The organism is Clostridium sp. (assembly GCF_036781005.1).
In the GTDB taxonomy this organism is placed as follows: Bacteria; Bacillota; Clostridia; order Clostridiales; family Clostridiaceae; genus Clostridium_B.
Genome location: NZ_DAIQBT010000016.1, coordinates 1 through 19,209, shown reverse-complemented (window position 1 = coordinate 19,209; position 19,209 = coordinate 1). Strand labels below are relative to the sequence as shown.

Annotated in this window: 18 protein-coding genes and 2 pseudogenes; 17 read left to right on the top strand and 3 right to left on the bottom strand. The window is 32.6% G+C overall.

Going from position 1 to position 19,209, the window contains the following annotated elements; translation table 11 throughout:
* Positions 1–69: 69 nt before the first annotated feature.
* Together V7Q02_RS08295 and V7Q02_RS08290 are read left to right on the top strand one after the other, a co-directional pair.
* Positions 70–225, top strand: coding sequence for a hypothetical protein (locus V7Q02_RS08295; RefSeq protein WP_333860544.1), 156 nt, complete (start codon positions 70–72; stop codon positions 223–225).
* A gap of 25 nt (positions 226–250) precedes the next feature.
* On the top strand, positions 251–751 hold the full coding sequence (locus V7Q02_RS08290) for a TspO/MBR family protein (RefSeq protein WP_333860543.1): 501 nt from the start codon (positions 251–253) through the stop codon (positions 749–751).
* A gap of 252 nt (positions 752–1,003) precedes the next feature.
* Here the strand turns inward: V7Q02_RS08290 and V7Q02_RS08285 are convergent, their stop codons facing one another.
* Positions 1,004–1,630 carry a GNAT family N-acetyltransferase gene (locus V7Q02_RS08285; RefSeq protein ID WP_333860542.1) on the bottom strand — a complete coding sequence of 209 codons (627 nt, stop codon included), beginning with the start codon at positions 1,628–1,630 and terminating at the stop codon, positions 1,004–1,006.
* Between the two features lie 837 nt (positions 1,631–2,467).
* Between V7Q02_RS08285 and V7Q02_RS08280 the strand changes: the two genes are divergently transcribed.
* Genes V7Q02_RS08280 through V7Q02_RS08265 form a run of 4 tightly spaced genes read left to right on the top strand, consistent with a single transcriptional unit; the run spans position 2,468 to position 6,388 of the window.
* Positions 2,468–2,944, top strand: a complete 477-nt coding sequence (locus V7Q02_RS08280) for a MarR family winged helix-turn-helix transcriptional regulator (protein WP_333860541.1) — start codon at positions 2,468–2,470, stop codon at positions 2,942–2,944.
* A gap of 32 nt (positions 2,945–2,976) precedes the next feature.
* Positions 2,977–4,029, top strand: coding sequence for an HlyD family secretion protein (locus V7Q02_RS08275; protein ID WP_333860540.1), 1,053 nt, complete (start codon positions 2,977–2,979; stop codon positions 4,027–4,029).
* Positions 4,030–4,037: 8 nt separating this feature from the next.
* Positions 4,038–5,192 (top strand): ABC transporter permease, encoded by a 1,155-nt coding sequence (locus V7Q02_RS08270; protein ID WP_333860539.1) that lies wholly within the window; start codon positions 4,038–4,040, stop codon positions 5,190–5,192.
* The gene (locus tag V7Q02_RS08265) at positions 5,192–6,388 is read left to right on the top strand and encodes an ABC transporter permease (RefSeq protein WP_333860538.1); all 1,197 of its coding nucleotides are present in this window, start codon (positions 5,192–5,194) and stop codon (positions 6,386–6,388) included. Before V7Q02_RS08270 ends, V7Q02_RS08265 begins: the two co-directional genes overlap by 1 nt.
* Before the next feature lie 178 nt (positions 6,389–6,566).
* Here V7Q02_RS08265 and V7Q02_RS08260 read toward each other — a convergent pair whose 3' ends face one another.
* Positions 6,567–7,142: a TetR/AcrR family transcriptional regulator gene (locus V7Q02_RS08260; RefSeq protein ID WP_333860537.1), complete on the bottom strand. Its 576-nt coding sequence runs from the start codon at positions 7,140–7,142 to the stop codon at positions 6,567–6,569.
* Positions 7,143–7,895: 753 nt separating this feature from the next.
* Here V7Q02_RS08260 and V7Q02_RS08255 point away from each other — a divergent pair.
* The 4 genes and pseudogenes from V7Q02_RS08255 to V7Q02_RS08240 all read left to right on the top strand — a co-directional run bounded on the left by V7Q02_RS08255 (position 7,896) and on the right by V7Q02_RS08240 (position 11,455).
* Positions 7,896–9,287 (top strand): NADH:flavin oxidoreductase, encoded by a 1,392-nt coding sequence (locus V7Q02_RS08255; protein ID WP_333860536.1) that lies wholly within the window; start codon positions 7,896–7,898, stop codon positions 9,285–9,287.
* 17 nt (positions 9,288–9,304) lie between these two features.
* A complete protein-coding gene (locus V7Q02_RS08250; protein ID WP_333860535.1) occupies positions 9,305–10,327 on the top strand; it encodes an amidohydrolase family protein in 1,023 nt (340 codons plus the stop codon).
* A gap of 129 nt (positions 10,328–10,456) precedes the next feature.
* A pseudogene (locus tag V7Q02_RS08245) lies at positions 10,457–10,558 on the top strand (transposase); the annotation flags it as partial.
* 114 nt (positions 10,559–10,672) lie between these two features.
* Positions 10,673–11,455, top strand: a complete 783-nt coding sequence (locus tag V7Q02_RS08240) for an SDR family NAD(P)-dependent oxidoreductase (protein WP_333860534.1) — start codon at positions 10,673–10,675, stop codon at positions 11,453–11,455.
* Between the two features lie 164 nt (positions 11,456–11,619).
* On the opposite strand, the pseudogene V7Q02_RS15930 reads toward V7Q02_RS08240, so the two are convergent.
* Positions 11,620–11,847 (bottom strand): annotated as a pseudogene (locus tag V7Q02_RS15930) (IS982 family transposase); the annotation flags it as partial.
* Between the two features lie 348 nt (positions 11,848–12,195).
* Between V7Q02_RS15930 and V7Q02_RS08235 the strand changes: the two are divergent.
* The 7 genes from V7Q02_RS08235 to V7Q02_RS08205 form a co-directional block, all read left to right on the top strand.
* A complete protein-coding gene (locus V7Q02_RS08235) occupies positions 12,196–12,324 on the top strand; it encodes a hypothetical protein (RefSeq protein WP_333860533.1) in 129 nt (42 codons plus the stop codon).
* Positions 12,325–12,350: 26 nt separating this feature from the next.
* A complete protein-coding gene (locus V7Q02_RS08230) occupies positions 12,351–12,974 on the top strand; it encodes a VanZ family protein (RefSeq protein ID WP_333860532.1) in 624 nt (207 codons plus the stop codon).
* 420 nt (positions 12,975–13,394) lie between these two features.
* On the top strand, positions 13,395–14,063 hold the full coding sequence (locus tag V7Q02_RS08225) for a transglutaminase-like domain-containing protein (RefSeq protein WP_333860531.1): 669 nt from the start codon (positions 13,395–13,397) through the stop codon (positions 14,061–14,063).
* Between the two features lie 272 nt (positions 14,064–14,335).
* Complete coding sequence (locus tag V7Q02_RS08220) at positions 14,336–15,052, top strand: nucleotidyltransferase domain-containing protein (RefSeq protein ID WP_333860530.1); 717 nt, start codon at positions 14,336–14,338, stop codon at positions 15,050–15,052.
* A 13-nt stretch (positions 15,053–15,065) separates the two neighbouring features.
* Entirely contained in the window at positions 15,066–15,608 is a 543-nt protein-coding gene (locus V7Q02_RS08215) for a GrpB family protein (protein ID WP_333860529.1), read from the top strand.
* A gap of 317 nt (positions 15,609–15,925) precedes the next feature.
* Positions 15,926–16,501 carry a restriction endonuclease subunit S gene (locus V7Q02_RS08210; protein ID WP_333860528.1) on the top strand — a complete coding sequence of 192 codons (576 nt, stop codon included), beginning with the start codon at positions 15,926–15,928 and terminating at the stop codon, positions 16,499–16,501.
* Positions 16,498–19,209 (top strand): type I restriction endonuclease subunit R, EcoR124 family (locus tag V7Q02_RS08205; RefSeq protein WP_333860527.1); only part of this gene is annotated, 2,712 nt, incomplete at its 3' end. The genes V7Q02_RS08210 and V7Q02_RS08205, both read left to right, overlap by 4 nt.

The following is a 19,209-nucleotide window of genomic DNA, read 5'->3' as shown; positions in this document are numbered from 1 at the left end:
TGTTTAGGGATAGGCTCTAAGTAGTAGGAAATTGTGCTCTAATTATAAATTTATAAGAAGGAGAAAAAAATGGAATTAGAAATAATAGCAGATAAGGGTATGAAAGAAAATAAATATTGGAAAGATAATATTAGAGGGGCATTTTATCTGAGTTTTGGTAGCGAATTTGAAGATGTTAACGACTGCAAACCGTATACTCAAATGAATAAAATTCTCTTGTTATAATATAATTATTTTTAGGGGTGTTTTTATGGTTTATAGTGTGTTTAAAGTAAATGGAGAGAAAAGTATTAGTAATCTTATTATAAGCATTATAATAGCAGAAGGAATAGGATTGCTTAGTAGTTTTTTAGGAATGTCTAATTCAAAAACATATATGCAATTTAATAAACCACCATTTTCTCCACCAAATTGGGTATTTCCTATAGTGTGGATAATTTTGTTTTTGCTTATGGCAATAGCAGCATATAGAATATGGCTTAGAGGAAAACAGGGAGAAGATATTACAAAAGCATTAACATTATATGCTTTACAGTTAATATTGAATTTGTTCTGGCCAATTATTTTTTTCAGATTCAAGCTTTATGGTGTAGCTTTTTTTGAACTATTACTCTTACTGGTAAGTATTATTATGACAACTTTTGAATTTAATAAATCAGATAAATTGGCAGCTTATCTAATGATACCATACATATTATGGGTGTCATTTGCAGGTATATTGAATTATACAATATGGATGTTAAATAAATAGATTAAAAGAATTTTTAAGGAGGTTCTTTTAATAAAGGGGGTACATTTTAAACTCTGGTGTTAAAAGTGTGTCGTATCTTTAATTAAATGAGAAAAGTTTTTACCTGTAACGGTATAGGCTTTTTTGTCAAATTTGTTTATGGTAAACAGTAGTTAATCAACACGTGTGATAAAATGAGATAATCTCCCAAAATGGGCATAAGAAAAGCACCTGCCATTTCTGACAGATGCTCATCTTCAATTTCTTATTTGGTTACCAGAGCTGTCCGGGAAGTACCTTTTTTTCTTTTGCTGGAAAATGAGAATCGAACTCTTCAACCTCATTTTCATCAACGAAGTATCCTTGCGGTGTATGATACGTGCCGGTAACATCGTCAAGAAAGTCATCCTTCAGTTCCTTGAGTAGAAAGTATGGAACTTCCGAATCTCTTGGCTCTGCATAATAGTGAATCCCTTTCGTACTGGCAACAACAAAGCCGGATTTACCATAGAAGTCAATATTTCCTTCCATGCAAACGGCTCCTACACCGAGTGATTTTGCTTTATCCAAAGAATAGTCCAGCAGTGCTTTACCGTAGCCCTTCCGCTTATATTCTGGCACTATGCTGATAGGGCCAAATGTCATAATTGGAATATTTCGTCCATCATCAGTTTGCAGTGTCGTGCGTACATACATCACATGACCGATGATTCTACCGTCCTTCTCCATAACAAAATCAAGATCCGGCACAAAATCATACCTATTGCGATAGCAATGAAGAACATAATGCTCGGAGCAACCGGGTCGATATACATTCCAGAATGCCTCTCTGGTTAGGTTTTCCACCTCGTGGTAATCCGCGAGAGTTTCTAAGCGGATAATATAGTCATTTTTATTCATTGTTTTTCCTCCTGAAAATTGTTGACCGTCAATATTGGGAGGTTTGTGTGAGATAGTATTACGCAAACCTCCAGTTTACGCTACAATCTCCAAGGTGTTGTTTTTCTTCAAACAGCAATCTCCTAAAATTTAATTTGGCTGATTTACAGCATATTCACTATACCACAAAAACAGGAAATTTTCGAGACTTTTCATAGAATTAGGGTATTTGAAATAAATAACAAGTCAAAATTGAGTTATGGATGCTATTTTTCGGTTCATTATCTAAATTAACAATAAGTGTTTTTATATTTAAAAAGCAGTCTTTTTTGTTTTTATCAGCTGGTTCCGAATTTCTTTTGTTGTAAACAATATTTTCTCTTTTACTGTCCGTAGGTCAGCGTATTTAACCATATTTGAACTACGCCAATTAATATAGATAAAAAGGCAGTAAAAAGGATTATAGTAGGTTGTGCTGTTGAGTGTAAAGGAAGCATTGAGGATATTCAGGCAACAATATGGTATAAATAGCAGCAAAAATAAGTACTGGATCTTGGATTCTAAACTTAAATCTAGCCTTGGTAATAATTATTATTGTAAAATAAAGGCTGAGGCAGCAGAAATATTAAAAACTATTAACTTAGTTTTGGTGCAACTTTATGTTTTCAGACACAACATAATGATAATTTCCAATTATTGATATTGCAACTAATGTAATAGTGTGTATAATGATTAGTATAACTAATAATTAGTAAACCTAACTATTAATTATACTAACTATTGGTTATATAATTATCAATATATTAAATTGATAATATTAGAAAAGTAATATGAAAAAACATTTTAGGAGTGTTGTTTATGAATAAGAAAGATACCGATTTAATTAAGATTGATCCAATGGAATTAAATTTCGAGGTAATTGAAGAGATAGTTAAAGTATCAGAATTAATAAATAAAATTGGTGAAGAAGGATATAAAAAGTTTGAATTAACACAGGTACAATTCAAAGTTCTATATTATTTATATTTATGTGGTGATGAAGGAAGTACTTCATCTACTCTTAGTAAGAAATTAGGAGTAAAGAAACCTAGTGTAACAACTTTAATTGATAGAATGACAGCAAAAGGAATTGTCATACGACAGGAAGATGAAAATGATAGGAGGTATACAAAGATTATTATAACAGAAGAGGGTAAGAAAATTTTAGCTGAGATATTACCAGATAAAGAAAATATTATAGCATCTTTATTAGGCGTTTTACCAGAAGAACAGATGAAAATTCTACATGAATCACTTGTAAAAATTAGACAACGTTTAACTAACAGGTTCTTATAAGCAAATATATTAGTTGGTTTAGGAGGATTTACATGAAAAGAAAAAAAATTGGAGTATTATTAGCTCTAACAATTACAACAGGGTTGCTTTCAGGTTGTAGTAAAAATGCTGTTTTGACAGGAGATAAAATAGTAAAACAGCAAAGCGACCATTTAATTGTTCAAGGAAACATAGAAACTAAAGAAATAAATATAAATTCAAAAGTTGCAGGAAAAATAACAGCTATAAATATAGATGAAGGTGACAGTATAAAAAGTGGACAAGTTTTAATAACTATAGATAATAGTTCTCTAGTTGCAAAGGAAGCTCAATCAAAAGCTCAAATCGATGCAGCCACTGGACAAATGAAAGCAGCAGAAGCAGCAAAATCAACAGCACAAGCACAACTTCAGAAGGCTCAAAATGGAGCAAGACCGGAGGAAATTGATGAAGCTAAGGCTCAATACGATTTAGCCAAAGCTACATATGATAGGGTAAATGAGTTATATAGTAAAGGCTATGCAACTAAAGAGGATTTAGATAAGACTCAAACATCTATGGATGTGGCAGAAAATCAATATAATATTGCCAAAGATGGGTCAAGACCTGAAGATATAGCAGCATTACAAGCACAAGTAAATCAAGCAGATGCAACAATACAGGGATATCAAGCTCAAATTAAACAAGCTGAAAGTGGACAAGATGAAGTACAAAGTTACATAGCTGATACAACAATCACAGCACCAGCAGATGGAATTGTAAATCAATTAAATGTAGAGGTTGGTGAACTTGTATCTACAGGAATGCCTCTTCTAGTAATGACAAATACAATTGCACCTTGGATTGAATGTAATGTAAAAGAAACAGATCTTTCAAAAGTGAAGTTAAATGGAGAAGTATCTATAAAACTTTCGTCTTATCCTAATCAACAATTTAAAGGTAAAATAGTTAGAATTAATAAGGATGCTGATTTTGCAGTTAAAAGAGCAACAAATGATAATGGGGAATTTGATATATTATCCTATGGAGTTAAAGTTGAATTAATTAATATGAATAAACCACTCCATGCAGGAATGACAGCATTTGTTGACTTTGGAAAGAAGTGATGATTATCATGAAAGAAAAAATATTAAGATTTAAGTATATGGTAATTCCTATTTTAATGTTTATAATACTTGGCATTGGGGGTTCTATTATTTTAGCATTTGAATTTAGTGCTCATTCACTTAGCAAAATTCCAACTATTATTGTAGATCATGATAACTCTTTATCAACTCAAGCTTTTATTAGGGAAATAAAGACAAATTCAAAATTTAATGTAGTTGCATATAGTCAGATTGATAATGATGTTAAAGATTTAATAGACAAAGGAAAGGTAGCTATAGGATTTATTATTCCTAAACATTTTTCAAAGGATCTAACTGATGGGAAAGATTCCAAAATTATGGTTGTTTATGACGGAACTCAAATGACCATGACTTCTTCTAGTAAAACAAGAGTTGCACAGATTCTGGGCACTATTAAATCAGCATATTTAATAGGTGTAGCAGAGGGACAATTCGGATTAATGCCAGAAGTAGCTGCAAGTTACATCAATCCAATACGTTATAATTCTAGAATCATAGGAAACCCTACTGAAAATATGTTTAATTTTTTTATTCCAGGATTTTCAATCAATACCATTCAAGTCGGAATGATTATAGTCGTAATTTTATTAATAAACAAAGGTAATAGCTATAAAAAAATATGGATTAAAGGTATTATGGTTGGACTTCTGGCATCAATTTCAGTTTTTATTATTCTGGAAATTTACTGCAAATATTTTGGTCTGCCTTATAGGGGTTCTGTTGAGGCAGCAATTGTGTTAACTATTCTCTTTTGTATTGGAATGACATTCTTGGGAGTGTTTTTAAGTATCTTGTATAATGGAAATCAGTTAAATGCACTAGGCTTTGTAGGTCCAATAGCTATAACTCTATTTTTGGTTGGATACACGTTTCCAACTGTAGCTATGCCTGATAGTATTCCTATAATAGCTAAATATATTCCATTTTACTACTATGCCATACCCCTAAGAGATTTATCACTTATAGGGGGGAGTTTTCAAGATAACTTACCTAATATATTTTGGCTTACTAAATTTGTAATTTTTATGTGGGTGGTTACATTCCTCTTATATAAAATTAAAGAGACTAAAAGACTTAGGAATATTAAAATAAGTAACAAAAATAGTACCATCAATAGTCAAGATGCAGAGGTGATAATATAATGACGCTTTTTCTAAAACTATTAAAAAAAGAAATAAATCCTATTGTTAAGACTATTATACTCACTATTTTAGGATCACTTATTTTCGGTTATGCCATGTCTAATCCTTATATCGAAAATATACCCTTTGGAGTAGTTGATAAAGATAATTCACATTTGTCAAGAACTGTTATACAACAACTTAAAATTCAACCAGGTTTAAATGTTAATTATTACGCAGATTCGGATACTGAACTTGAAAAAGCAATAAAAGATCGTAGAGTAAATGGAGGTATAATAATACCTAAACATTTTGAAAAAGATGTAAGTTTGGCAAAATCACCTAGTGCTTTATTACTAATAGATGGAACTAGTCTTCCTAAAGAATCCAGTACTTTGGGATATGCTAGTCAGGTTTTAAGTACAATAAATGCTGGTGCTCAAATAAACGTTTTTCAAGGGAATGGTATGGTCCCATATTTATCTAAACAAACTGTTTTAAACTTTTCCTATGTTGAACGTGTACTTTATGAGCCGCAAAGTAGTTATCTTAGATATTTAATTTATACTTTGGTGTCTTTGGTTAATCAAGGGTTTTTTGTACCATTACTTTTAGTACCTGCTTTATTGAAAAAGAAAGAGCAATTTGCACAAATTAAGATACGTTCAAGAGAAGGTGTAAAAGCTATACTCGGTCTTATAGTAAGAATATTACTATATTCTACTTTATGTACTATATTAATTTTTACTTGCTTATGCATTCTTGATAAATTATTCTGTGTACCTCTTCGTGGTGATATATTAATATATATTGTTGTAATGTATTTATTTTTTATTAACCTTACAGCTATGGGATTAATTTTTGCATCAGTTATGGATAACCTTGGTTACTTTATACTATTTTTTAATATGATAAATATAGTTATATTTCTGACCTGTGGTATTATATTTCCAGATTATTTGTTGCCAAGTGGAATGTCAGATGCTCTTAATAGTCTATGGCCATTCAGACATATGACTATAGCGTTAAAGATGTTGAATTTAAAAGGATTAGGTTGGGATCTTATGCTTCCTTATTTACAAAATGAGCTTAAGTTTGGACAATTTTGGTTACCAATAGGAATTACACTATACTCTGCTAGAATTGCTTTTATGAAATATAAAAATAGTAAATTATTACAGAAAGATATTTCACAAGAAAATATAGTACAGGTATAGAGTTATAAAAAAGTTTAATATGTTAGAATAAAACGAATGAGTATAAAGCAAATTGGAGTTTAGTTTCAATTCGCTTTATACTTTTATAATTATGTTCTGCTCTAGCATAAGTTAAGTTCTTAAAGCTATTAATTTTTCAATTCATATAACTCAGTTTAATTCTATAGGTTGATTATCCTTAACACTTGTCCCAAGCAGAAAGGATTTTTTCTACTTCTTCAATTAAATTTTCTTCTGATAAATACTTTTTCTGGGTAAGCCACCATTTGACAGTATATATCAAAGCACCAGTAAAAAATGATGCCATTATTTCAGGAGATGTGGGTATAGTTATTCCATTCTTTGCACTAATTTTAATTTTCTCCGTAATATCAAATATAATTTTTTCTGAAAGTATATTAAGAAGTGTAAAAATCAAATTACTACCAGATGCCATATGAGCCAATTGTTCGTGTTCCTTTAAAAAATCCAGCATGTGGCAGATAATACTGATATAAAAAGAGGATGCATTTTGATATTCTGAGGAAGTAGGGCTTTTTTTATCAAAATCAGTCTGTAATTGCTGAACAAAAAATCCAAAAAACTCATATTTGTCTGCGAAATGCTTATAAAATGTTGTTCTGCGAATCATCGCTCTATCACACAATTCATTTACTGTTATATTTTCAAAATGTTTCTCACTCATGAGCTGCATAAAGGCTTCTGTTAATAACTTGTATGTTCGTATAATCCTCAAATCATTTTTATTTTTCATAAAGTATTCTCCTTTTTAGGTACATATTAACATTTGTGTCTCTTATATATCAAATAGTAATATTTTGACTCTTGTACTAGTATTAAAAATATCATAGACTTAAAAGTAACAAATGTCAATTATCTAACATTTGGAATTAGATGCTCTTGGAAACTAATGAGTAAATGATAAAATTTTATACAGTTTGATTTATCTCTGATTTTTGTAATGAAATCATTAAAAACAGACATAACAAATAAACCTTATTAAAAAGACTTAAAAAATGGTACTTACACTATAGCTAACATTTACGATTTAATTCTTGTAATAACTATCCAGCCAGACTAACACCATAGTTTGGATTTTCTAAATGTACCAGAAACTCATTGATTTACCTTAGTCATACGAATATCTCGTTCTGCCTGGTCATTATGAAACAGTATGTCAAAGTTTAATAATATAATCATATTATTCTTCATATTTTATATAACTCTACTAAGATTTAAAGCATTAGTTTAATTGGACACAGCATACAAAGTGATACAGTTAGTATATTTATTATAACTCCACTAGGAGTCAGCAGTTCCCTTGAATTCTGGAAAAAGGCTTATATGCATCTATAGCTCTACTTCTTCGCTAAAAGGTCATTAGAAAGTTAGAAAATATTTATAAATTTTAGGGGGAAACTCCAAGGAATCTTAGAAATGAAAATCGAGTAAACTGAGATGTCATAGAATTTCCGAGAGTAATCAAATTAAATTAGGAGGTTATAAAGTGAATACTGACATATTATTTGAGCCTATTCAAATAGGTAATGTAGAATTAAAAAACAGAATTGTGATGTCACCAATGAATATGGGTTATACTGACCCAGATGGATATGCTAGTGAACAGTCAAATGCTTGGTATGCTACGCGTGCAAGAGGTGGATTTGGCCTTATTATTACAGAATGCGTGGTAGCAAATCCCTATCCGTGGCGCGGCAGCGATTCACTTAATCCTCTTTTGCTAGACAGTCAGAAAAAATATCGCTATCTGAGCCAAATAGCAGATGTTGTTCACTCTTACAAGGGCACAAAAATCTTCATGCAGCTCTCTCCCGGATGGGGACGACAAGGTCATCCCGATATGGTGCATAATAATATTGCTTCTGGTGCACCGTCAGCCATTCCACTTGAAATGGATCTGCGTAATCTAAGTCACGGGTGGGCAAAGCAATTTAAACGAATTGGCATTACATTGATTGAGGATCTTGGTGGTATCGAAAAACTCAAAAGTCTTAGCGATGAAGAATACGAAAAAGTTAAAAAAGTAGCTTTTGAATCTTTAGCAAAACAAAGTCCTGAATTTTTTCATAGTGCCAAAGGTCATACGCCTCGTGAACTAACTATTGCCGAAATTGAACAAATGGAGGACTTTATGGTGGAACAAGCGTGTGCTGCCTACAAGCTAGGCTATGATGGTGTAGAACTTCACACACCTCATGGGTATCTACTGCATCAATTTTTATCACCGCGCTCCAACCATCGTACCGATTTATATGGTGGCAATACTGAAAATCGTGCACGGGTGGTTACAAATATTATTGAACGTATCCGTAAAAAAGTCGGTCCTGATAAAACATTAGGTTGCCGTCTTTCAGGCAACGAATTAATGCCAGGTGGTTTAGATCATGAAGAAGTATGTAAACTGGTAAAATTTTTTAGCGATGCAGGTGCAAACTATTTTAATGTCTCACAGGGTTGCTATGAAAATCCTGGGGCAGGATTTGCTCCAGATGGCGAAGACGACTTTACACGTTGGGCACCCGGTTTCAAAAAAGCCAGTGGCGGCATGCCTGTGATTACCCCTAACTTTATCAACCCTGAAACAGCAGCTGCAGCAATTACTAGTGGTAAAACTGATTTAATTTCTCTTGGTCGTCAATCTATTGCAGACCCCTATTGGCCAGCAAAAGTAAAAGTCGGGCGTTGTGAAGATATCATAAAATGCATACGCTGTCAGCGATGTTATATGAATTTATTTGAGCCACGCTGGATTCGCTGTTCTGTGAATCCAACCGCTGGATTTGAAAAATATTATCCGGAGCTTTGGCAGGATAATGGCTTAATGGATGTACATTCAAAACGCTTTATGGATAAAAGATTAAATTTACCTCAAATTTAAGGAAGGGAGCATATAGAATGAATGAAAAATATTTTAATGATAGTTTCTTTAAAATTGATCCTGAATGTCATTTAATTGGAGATATGGAGTCAGTAAACCATTTTCCAGGAGTGAAGATGTGGTGGCGTGCTATTGATGGTATTATGAGACCTATATTGCAGGGTATGCCTAAAAAGTATTCCGATATATTGGAACCTTGGGAAATGCAAAAAAGCACTGACCCTGAAAACATTATACGTGCAATGGATAAATATGGTGTGGACATTGCTTGTCTTTTACCTGAATCTATGATGGACACCACAGGTTTCTCCAGTCGTTGGTGTACAAATGGTGACACATGGAAAGCTGTAGAAACACATCCCAACCGTTTTATTATTGAGCCCAATCTTTCTCCTATTAAACACCGTGGTATTACTAATGCTATTTGGGAAATGGAATACTGGGTAGAGCGTGGTGCAAAAATTTTCAAATATTACCCACCGGAAGATACCTTTATTAACGATCCAGATCTTTGGCCGTTTTATAAAAGAGCTGAAGAACTCGGGATTGTTTTAGACATTCATACAGGATTTTCATGGGTACCACCTGGAAAGAGTAAATATTGTTTACCTATTCAATTAGATGATGTTGCCCGTGATTTTCCAGCTCTCAAGTTGGTAGCATTCCATATGGGTTATCCATATTGTGATGATCTCAATATGGTAGCTATGGGGCATCCAAATGTATACCTGTGTTTGAGCTTACTTGTACCGTGGGCGATTACTGCACCTTATAAATTTGCAAAAATCTTGGGAGAAGCACTCCGTTTTGCTGGCCCAGACCGTATCATTTGGGGTACAGATAGTGCTGGATATGGGGCACAGATCGGTGCGGCAGTTATGGGTCTGCGTGACTTCCAGATTCCTGAAGAGTTACAATGGCAATATGGCTATTTACCTTTAACTGACGAAGATAAGCATAAGATTTTTGGGAATAATCTAGCTGGTCTTTTGGGAATTGACCCTACCGTAAGACGTATCGATAATTACCCAACCTCATAAACTACTCATTTTAGTAAAAAAATAGGTAAGTATAGGTAATTTAAGTAAATTTATAATAAGGGACAAAGTAGTTGTTACTTTATGTTATATATTTTACACTACATAACATAAGGTAACATATTCATTTAATTGAAGTTCAGAACTGGAAAGTGTATAGGAATTTCCTTTATAGATTTTACAAAATTTTATGTATGCATCAATAGAAGAATATATTCGCATAAAGTTTTAAAGAAATTGTAATGCATGGTAAAGTTAACCATAAATAACGTTGAATTTTTGAACTCACGTTATATTAAAACAATGGAGAATTTGTTCTGTTGAAATTGGAAAGCAGGTGGAACATTTATGCAAAAAAGCGTGTTGATAACTGGTGCTACTAGTGGGATTGGTTACGAACTTACACATGCTTTTGCCACAGAAAAGTACAATTTGGTACTTGTGGCCAGAAGTAAAGAGAAACTTGAAACAATTAAAAAAGAACTAGAGAAACAATACCAAATTTCAGTTGAAGTAATTCCAAAGGATCTCTCAGTCAAAGATGCCCCTGAAGAAATATACGAAACTTTGTTTGCCAATAACAAGCGTATAGACATATTGGTAAATAGTGCAGGATTCGGAGATTTTGGCGACTTTGTAGATAGTAACTGGAACAAACAATATTCTATGATACAGCTTAATATTGTTGCTGTTATTCACATGACAAGATTGTTTTTGAAACCTATGGTTGAACGAGGAAATGGGAAAATATTAAATCTAGCATCCACAGCAGCATTTCAGCCAGTTCCATTTCAGTCAATATATGCTGCATCAAAAGCATTTATACTTTCTTTTTCAGAGGCACTATCAAAAGAACTTAAGGATAGTGGAGTAACAGTCACAGCTCTTTGTCCCGGAGCTACACAAACTGCATTTTATGATGTGGCATCATTACAAAATTCTAAAGCTTTTAAAACCCTTAAGGTAGCACAAGCCAGGGACGTAGCATCTTATGGATACAGAGAACTTATGAAAGGGCGACCGGTTGTAATTCATGGTTTCATAAATAGGCTGTTGACTTTTATTATTAGATTTATACCGCGAAATTTGACAAGAGAAATATCCTATAGAATCACAAAGAAGGTAAATTAATTAAATTTGTTTAGAAGGGCTAATATCCTATAATGCATATTACTGGAGAGTCAATAAATATTCATTTTTTAGTGTTCGGATAATTTAATTTAAAAATACCTATAGAATTTTAAATTTATAATGAAAAGCTTATATATTAGTATTGCAAGCTTCTCATTGATGCTAGTAAAAGTATTAATAAAAGAAATTCCTGTACACTTGCCATTTCTAAACTTTGTCATATATAATAGTAGTGGAACAAATGCTTCATACATTAATTCTACAAATCTGGTATAGCTTACAAGCTCAGGGAAATAGGGTCTTAGAACAGTTGATACATACTTTGTATAATAGGCTTTGAAATTTCTATAAGCTGATAAGTGAAAGTATATGATTATTGTCATGACTTCTCTACGTAATAAGTTTCTACTCTTTATTATTAAGAAATAACTACAGTTGGTTTTCTCTATAAAATGGCTCCGGCAGTATTCTTAAAAAGCTATACAAAGGTATTTTCATTGAAATACTCAGAAAAACTTTAAAAAAGAAAAGTATTAATATAGATATGATTGGCATAAAAGCATCAAAAACGGATAAATCAATAATATCTATACAGAGATTAATAGATAAACATTAACACCTTATCCAGATGTTATTAATCTACGTTACAAGTGCAAATCATTGTAAAGTAAAGAGTATTCTTACAGGAGGATGGAAAACATAATGTATCATTTGATTTAATTTACAAAGGTTTTAAAGAAATGTACCTAGATACATTAAGCAGCAGTGAAAGAGCAATTAAGCTTTATCAGAAAAATGGATTTGTGAAAACAGTAAGGTATAATGATAATATGGCTGCTGATGTTTTTATGAAAACAATTATAGGATAGTGAATAGTAATTTGGAGGTAAATTCTATGGATAATTTGCTTTTTATTGGATATGAATTTTTGACAGCTTTTGTTCCTTTTATTGTGACTTTCTTGATATTCAATAATATGAATAAACGTAAAGGTATATTAACATCAAGAATTAATTGTGGAATTACTATTGCTTTTGCAATTTATATAATTTCCGTATTTCATTTTACAGGAACAGGAACTTTATATGATATACTTTATTATCGCTTTGAAATAACGCAAAATCTAAACTTTATGCCATTTTCTAATGAAATTGATATAGTGGCATATTTACAAAACATGTTACTTTTTATTCCTTTTGGTATTATACTTCCTTTTTTGTGGAAAAAATACGATAAAGTGCTCTATATTCTGGTATCAGGATTTTTATTCTCAATGTTTATAGAAGTCACCCAATTATTAAACAATAGAAGTACTGATATTGATGATTTAATATTGAATACGATAGGTGGACTCATTGGATATGGTATATATAAAATGTTTGTTTATGTAATAAAAAATGAACCTGAATCATGTGATTGCTGTAAATGTGAACCCATCATTTATATAGTTGTAATGTTTATGGGACGTTTTCTTTTATTTAATGAGTTTGGATTTGCAAAATTACTTTATGGATTTTAAATGATTAGACAAATTCCAATTTAAAATTGAGTAATATAAAATAGTAATTTGACGGAGGCAAATGTATGGATATAGAATTTAAAGTTTTATAATATTAAAAATTAGTAAAGGTAAATTCTATGTTGTAGTATTAGATCCAAATTATAATATTATTACTAAGACTGAATCTAATGAGAAAACAAATTTAAGTTTTACAACTCCTAAAGATGGAAAATATATAATTAGAATTGTTGGTGAAAAGGCTAAGGGTAGTTTTAATATAAAAATTAGTTCAACCAGTAATATAGCTGTTAATCACAAAGAGCTTTTTGATTAACCTTATATACAGGGGAATTTATATATGTGCTTGAAGTCTATTGGAATGATTGAGGGTATGAAAAAGTAAGTAGAGTGTTGTTCAAATTTGAGGAGGAGACTAATATGGATACAATAAAAGCCATAGAAGAACGAAGACAAAATAAAATACTGCCAAAAGAAATGAATTTTATATTAGAACATGAAGATTTATCAAATTATGTATTAGCTGATAAATATGTTGATTTTGACAAAAAAATTATACAAAATAAAGTTAAAGAATTGTTTAGTGATAATTTGGATGAAATTCAAAAAATAAAAATTGCTTTTGAATATGTTCGGGATGAAATTTCACATTCCTGGGATATTCAAAGTGAGATAGTAACAAGAACTGCATCAGAAGTGCTGAAGCATAAGGAAGGAATCTGTTATGCAAAGTCAATGTTGTTGGCTGCACTATTAAGGTGTCAAGGTATTCCAACTGGTTTTTGCTATCAAAGATTGACTTTAGGTGATACTCCAGAGACAGGATATTGTATACATGCTTTAAATGCAGTTTTTCTTTCAAGTATAAACAAGTGGATTAGAATAGATGCTCGTGGTAATACAAATGGTAAGAATGCTCAATTTTTAATAGACGGAGAACAACTGGCATTTCCGATTCGTGCAAAATATGATGAAGTTGATTATCCAACTATATTTGCTAAGCCTATTAAAATTACTACACAAACATTGGAAAATAATACTAGTTGTATTGAAATGGTTAAATATAAATTACCTGATGTATTAAAGTGATTTTACCTGGGATTGAACTAGAAAAAGAAAATGGATCATATAAAAGCTAAAATATTAATTACAAGTAACAGGGTATCTTATATTCCATCTCGTAAAACTCTTAGTTCGTTATGGTTTCAATTTTTTACCTGTACCATCAATCCGGCCAAAACACACCATGAGTTTGTTTGAGGCAGGCTTGCATACTGTATAGACAGATAGCCTTTGCCAACAGCCATTGGACCAGCTAAGGATGAATGAATTACTATAAAATTAAAAGGAGAAGAGAAGCCATGCAAGTTGATATTATTACATGGATGCAGCAATACTTAAATAAACTCAAACACCTGTTCGGTTACCGGCTGGTGCTCGTCGGGCTGCAGGGCAGTTACGGCCGCGAAGAAGCGACGGATAGCAGCGATATTGACATGGTTGTGATACTTGACCATGCAGAACCTGAGGATTTAAAAGCATATGGAATTATGCTGGATTCGCTTCCCAACCGAGAGAAAATATGCGGCTTTATTTCTGGCCTTCAGGAACTGAAGAACTGGGAACGCTCAGATTTGTTTCAGTTTTATTATGATACGATACCGATTCTCGGCAGTATAGATTTTTTGAAAGAATTGATTGGCAAAGAAGATGTCCGACGTTCCGTCCGAATCGGAGCCTGCAATATTTACCACATGTGCGGACACAACATGGTTCATGAAAAGGACAGGGAGATGCTGAAAGCACTATATAAATCAGCGGTTTTTACTGTCCAGGCGATTTCATATCTTCAGATGGGAACCTACCGAAAGAGAAAAACGGAACTGCTTCCGGTTCTGCAGCAACCGGAACGTGAAATACTTGAAACTGCGATTGTCCTAAAACAACAGACTGATTTAACTCAGGTTGACTTTGAAAGGCTTTCCGAGCAACTTTTTAGGTGGGCGTCGCATTTGATTACAGAATACCAGCAGGACGAAACAAAAGCTTATATTGAAAGCGGGTGTTCTGATGTGTAAACCCTTGTCTAAAATGAAGCTTGAGGAATTGTGGGAGCTATTTCCCATTCAGTTGACGGATCACAAGGAATACTGGACGGACTGGTATTATGAAGAACAGGAGTTTTTGTTCTCATTTTTGCCGAAGACGATTCGAATTTATCATATTGGAAGTACAGCTATAAAAGGAATCTGGGCAAAACCAATCGTTGACATTTTAGTAGATGCTCCGCTCAAGGCTCATCAAACAATAAAGGAACTTTTGTTAGAGAATGGCTATCTTTGTATGGCGCAGAGTGAAACCCGCATGGACTTTAACAAAGGATACACACCGGACGGCTTTGCTGAGCGGGTATTCCATCTGCACTTGAGAAAATTCGACGATCACGACGAACTGTATTTTCGGGATTATCTAAATGAACATCCTGAAATTGCAAAGGATTATGAGCAGTTGAAGCTGTCCCTTTGGAAACCGTTTCAGTATAACCGGGATGGATACACAGAGCGGAAAGCCGACTTTGTTCAAGAGTATACACAGAGGGCAATTGAACGGTACGGAAAGGAGAAATATCAATGAGTGATTGGTTTACCATCTGACGTATGGACAGTTTAATGTAAAAAGTTTATATAATGGAAAGTCACTGAAATCAGTGGCTTTCATCGTTTTTTGTTAAAATTAATATGTTGGTTAGGCTAAATTATTTCATTAAAATTAAGGCCGAATAATAAAAATGCACTAGAGGTGTGTTTGCTTTTTAGCGAGAGTAATTAGTGAAACAACTATCAAAAATGTAATTTTAAAAAATTACATTTTTGATAGTTGTAATAAAATTTCTTTTGTGTTATGATTACATCATAGTAAATAAAGTTAATTTTAGAAAGGCACAATATTTTATGAAAAAGTTAAGTGAATTGGTTAGATTAGTAAGTGGATCACCTCAGTTTAGAATTAATGAGGCGTTTGATGAGAAAACACCACTTTTTACTTATTATAGTCAAATGGATTTAACAGGTGATTTAGTAGGTATTATTTCAAAAAATGTGGACAATAAACAAGTCAGAACCAATGATAAAGTAAATACCTTATGCCAGGGTGATGTGGTTTTTAGTTTAATCACGGGAATTGCAACAATGGTAAGAAAAGAGCACCAGGGATACCTTTATACGCAAAACTACGTTAAGTTATTACCTGGCAAAAACATTGATTCAAAGTTTTTGGTTTATCTTATTAATGAAAACAAAACAATCAAGAAACAGTTTGTACTAGGACTGCAAGGCTCACAGGTTTTAAAGTATACTCTCAAGCAACTTAAAGAGCTTGAAATACCAAAAATACCTTCCATAGATAAGCAAAAAATTATAGGACAAGTCTATTTTAATCAGTTAAGGCTGCAAACCCTTAGAAATAGAGCAGCAGAACTTGAAACAAAAATCAGATTATCCAAGTTAGAAGAGGCGAGTGAGAAATGAATGAAGAGCAATTTGAAACTGAATTAATACAATATATTACCAGTGGAACCATAACTAAGCCTGAACACCTAGAAGGAATCGGTGACTTTGTGATTAGTGAAACATCTGCTGATTACGTTGTAAAAACAAAGCTGTGGAAGTATGAACCAAAAATTAAAACTACAGAAAAACTTTGGGATAACTTTAAAGAGATTCTTGAGAGGCACAATCAAAATACCCTTGATCATCCACTAAGTACTGTGGAATTTAATCAAGTTAAAAAGATTATATCTGGTATTCAAACACCATATGAAGCTGGACAATTTTTATATGGACTTAATGGTGTATCGCAAATCGAAATTGATTTAGATGATGGTCGTCACGTGTTTTTAACGGTCTTCGATCAAAAACAAATTGGTGCCGGAGATACAGTGTATCAAGTAGTTAATCAAATTGAACGCCCTGCAATTATAAGTGGAAAACAAAATCGTCGTTTTGATACGACACTTCTTATTAATGGTTTACCTATCATACAAATTGAAGAAAAACGTGATACACACGATGTCAATGAAGCACTAAATCAAATGCATCAATATTCTGAAGAAAACCAATATGGTGATATTTTTTCAACTTTACAAATATTAGTGGCAATTACGCCAAATAACGTGAAGTATATGGCGAATACCACATCGGATAAGTTTAATAAGGATTTTGCTTTTAACTGGCAGCGTAAAAGTGATAATAGGATTGTGCGTAATTGGAAAGAGTTTGCTGATTCAATGCTAAGTATTCCAATGGCACATCAGATGGCTACTAATTATATGATTTTGGATGGTACAAAAAATAATCAAATGTTAAAGGTAATGCGTCCATATCAAGTATATGCTACCCAGAATGTAATTGAAAATTTAAAACAAGTTGATTTTGAACTCGGCACAAATAAAGTAGGGTATATCTGGCATACCACAGGTTCAGGAAAAACTATCACTAGTTTCAAAACAGCTTGGCTTGCAAGTCGCATGCCAAAAATTGATAAAGTTGTATTCGTAGTAGATAGAATTGCTTTAACAAAGCAAACAAATGAAAATTATAGTGCATATGATCCAGATGCAAGTGAAGATATGGTTGGTAGTGTTGAAAATACATATAATACTACTGACTTGAGTCGGAAATTAAAGAGTAAAGATAATAATATCGTTGTTACTTCTGTTCAAAAGCTTGATACCTTAGTGAAACGTAAATCTTTTAAAGCACCTGAAAAAAATATTGTATTTATTGTGGATGAGGCACACCGTTCAACTGGTAGTGAAAATTTTGAAAAGATACAAAAGGCTTTTAAAAGATCTGCTTGGATCGGTTATACAGGGACGCCCATGTTTGATGAAACTACTAGTGGTTTGCGAACAGAAGATATTTTTGGACCATTGTTACACGCTTATACCATTCGTGAAGCAATTGCAGATAGAAATGTTCTGGGCTTTAAAGTGGATTTTGAAACAACAATTGATGAAAAACAAATGAAATTAAAATATCTACCAATTTTTTATAGAGAACGTTATCCGAAGTGGTCTGAAGAAAAAATTATAGAAAAGATTAATAATCTAAGTCAAGAAGATATGGATGATGCGGTTGAACCAAGTTTCTATGATGAAAATTCGGATCACATCAAATTAGTAGTTGAAGATATTTTCAAAAACTGGCGAAATCGTTCAAATGAAGGAAAGTATAATGCACTTTTTACCACTCATGTTGGAGGTGGGAAAGCCAGTACTCCAATGGCAATGATGTATTTTAATGAATTTCAACGGGTAAATGCTGAAAATATGAAGAATGGTGGACAAATATTAAAAGTAGCAGTTACATTTAGCCTAAACTCATCTAATAATGATAGTATGCTTGCCACTAATCAAGGCTTACATGATGCTATTAAAGCTTACAACAAAGAATTTGGTACAAGCTTTGGTATGGATGATGTAGCAGGATATACACAAGATGTTACCAGTCGGTTGGATAAAACTGCTAAAGACAAGAAGTTCTTAGATATTGTGATTGTGGTAGATCAACTTTTAACTGGATTTGATGCTCCAGAACTTAATACCCTTTATGTAGATAGAACACTTAGAGGGGCTGGACTTATTCAAGCCTATTCAAGAACAAATCGTATTGCTGATATGCAAGAAAAACCTTGGGGGCATATTGTAAATTATCGTTGGCCTGCTCAAAATGAGAAGTTGATGAATGAAGCTCTCGCAGTTTATGCTAATAAAGCTTCCGCAATTTTATCAGAAGATGAACAACGTGAATCTAACCAAGAGGATGGTATTATAGCTAAATCTTTTGAAGATGTATTTAATGAAGTCAAAGAGGTTGTTGAGAAATTAGACAGCTTGACTAATGAGTTTCAACAATTACCACCTTCTGAGAAGCAAAAAGAATATATGCTTGATTTGCTGCGTGATTATAATGCTGGTATGGCTAAATTAAAACAATATGCACCTGAAGAAGTTGATGGAAATGCAGTAGGTTTCAATTACGAAAATCCTGATGAGTTAGTTGAAAAATTAGGGATGACAAGTGAAGAGGAAACCATGCTTACTACAGTTTTAACCAATGAGCTTAAACAACATATATCAAAAGAAAAGAAAATTCCTTTTTATCAAATTGAGTTAAGAATGACTCATGTTAAGGATGTGAAAATAGATTATGATTATTTAACTGAATTGGTGGAA